The organism is Pseudomonas sp. 2VD, assembly GCF_005503585.1.
Classification (GTDB): Bacteria; Pseudomonadota; Gammaproteobacteria; order Pseudomonadales; family Pseudomonadaceae; genus Pseudomonas; species Pseudomonas aeruginosa.
Genome location: NZ_SCND01000584.1, coordinates 1 through 2,141 on the forward strand (window position 1 = coordinate 1; position 2,141 = coordinate 2,141).

2 protein-coding genes are annotated in these 2,141 nt (G+C 69.4%); one reads left to right on the top strand and one right to left on the bottom strand.

Features of this window, described 5'->3' with window-relative positions:
- The coding region (locus FFS27_RS32035; RefSeq protein ID WP_137952516.1) for a sigma-54-dependent transcriptional regulator at positions 1-1,533 on the top strand (1,533 nt) is incomplete at its 5' end.
- Positions 1,534-1,540: 7 nt separating this feature from the next.
- Here the strand turns inward: FFS27_RS32035 and FFS27_RS32040 are convergent.
- The coding region (locus FFS27_RS32040) for an amidohydrolase family protein (RefSeq protein WP_171019280.1) at positions 1,541-2,141 on the bottom strand (601 nt) is incomplete at its 5' end.

Here is a 2,141-nt window from a genome sequence, read left to right on the forward strand (position 1 = left end):
CGCATCCACGTCTCCTTCATCGACCGTGTCGGCATCACCCAGGAGGTGCTGGCGCTGCTGGGTGGGCGCAACCTGAACCTGGATGCGGTGGAAATGGTGCCGCCGAACGTCTACATCGACGCGCCGACCCTCAGTCCCGAAGTGCTGGAGGAACTGCGCGCAGCGCTGCTGGGCATCCGTGGCGTGCAGGCGATGACCGTGGTCGACATCCTTCCCGGCCAGCGCCGCCGCCTGCAGCTCGATGCGTTGCTGGCGGCGATGGCCGATCCGGTGCTGGCGGTGGACGGCAAGGGCCTGGTGCTGCTGGCCAACCCGGCCTTCAGCGAGCGCTGCGGACGCGACCCGGCCGGCGAGAGGCTGGCCAGCCTGTTCGACGATGAAACCCTGGAGGATGCGCTGGTCGAGCAGGGCTTCCGCCTGCCGCTGCGCGAAGTGACCTTCATGGGCCAGGCCCTGCTGCTCGATGCCACGCCGATCACCGAAGGGCCGGGCGAGGGCGAGCGGCACCTGGCCGGCGGCCTGTTGACCCTCTACGAACCGAACCGCATCGGCGAGCGCCTGGCGGCCTTGCACCATGACCATGCCGAGGGGTTCGAGATGCTCCTCGGCGATTCCCAGCCGATCCGCACCCTGAAGACCCGTGCGCAGCGCGTGGCGGCGCTCGACGCGCCGCTGCTGATCCACGGCGAGACCGGTACCGGCAAGGAACTGGTGGCGCGCGGCTGTCACGCCCTGAGTGCGCGGCACAACTCGCCGTTCCTGGCGCTGAACTGCGCGGCGTTGCCGGAGAACCTGGCCGAAAGCGAGCTGTTCGGCTACGCCCCCGGCGCCTTCACCGGCGCCCAGCGCGGCGGCAAGCCAGGCCTGCTGGAGCTGGCCCACCAGGGCACGGTGTTCCTCGACGAGATCGGCGAGATGTCCCCCTATCTGCAAGCCAAGCTGCTGCGCTTCCTCAGCGACGGCAGCTTCCGCCGGGTCGGCGGCGACCGCGAGGTGAGGGTCGACGTGCGGATCCTCAGCGCCACCCACCGCAACCTGGAGAAGATGGTCGCCGAGGGCAGCTTCCGCGAGGACCTGTTCTACCGCCTCAACGTGCTCAGCCTGGAAGTCCCGCCGTTGCGAGAGCGCGGCCACGACATCCTGCTGCTGGCGCGGCACTTCATGCAGCAGGCCTGTGCGCAGATCCAGCGCCCGGTGTGCCGGCTGGCGCCGGGCACCTACCCGGCGCTGCTGAGCAACCGCTGGCCGGGCAACGTGCGCCAGTTGCAGAACGTGATCTTCCGCGCCGCTGCGATCTGCGAGAGCAGCCTGGTGGATATCGGCGACCTGGAGATCGCCGGCACCGCCGTGGCGCGGCAGAACGACGGCGAGGTGGGCAGCCTGGAGGAGGCGGTGGAGGGCTTCGAGAAAGCCCTGCTGGAGAAGCTCTACGTCAGCTATCCATCGACCCGCCAGTTGGCGGCGCGCCTGCAAACCTCGCACACCGCCATCGCCCACCGCCTGCGCAAGTACGGCATCGGTCCGCGCGCCTGAAGCGGGCTCAGCCCTCGCTGGAATACACCGGCTTGCCGGCGAACCAGGTCTTCAGCACCTTGGTTTCGCCCAGTTGCGTCTCCGGCACCTCGAACACGTCGCGGTCGAGGACGATGAAGTCCGCCTGCTTGCCCGGCTCCAGGCTGCCGATCCGGCGCTCCAGGCCGATGGTCCGCGCAGCGTTGCGGGTGTAGGCGTAGAACATGGTCTGGCGGTCCAGGCGTTCGCCGGCGTTGAGTACGCCCTGGGGACCCTTGCGGGTCACCGCCTGCTGGATGGCCTTCCACGGCGACAGGCTGGACACCGGCCAGTCGCTGGCCCCGGCGATGGTCGCGCCCTTGCTCAGCAAGGAGTGCGCCGGGTACTGGTAGCGGTAGGCGAAGGCGCTGATGTAGGGCTTCATCAGGTCCACGGTGGTTCCGTCGGCGGCGGCCCAGTACAGCTGCATCGAGGCGATCACGCCGAGCGGCCTGAAGCGCTCGAATTCCTTGGGGTTGACCAGTTGCAGGTGGGTGATCGAATGGGCGATGCCGCTGTCGCGGTCGCGCCGCGCCTGCTGCATGCCGTTCAGCGCCTCGCGCACCGCGCGGTCGCCGATGGCGTGGACG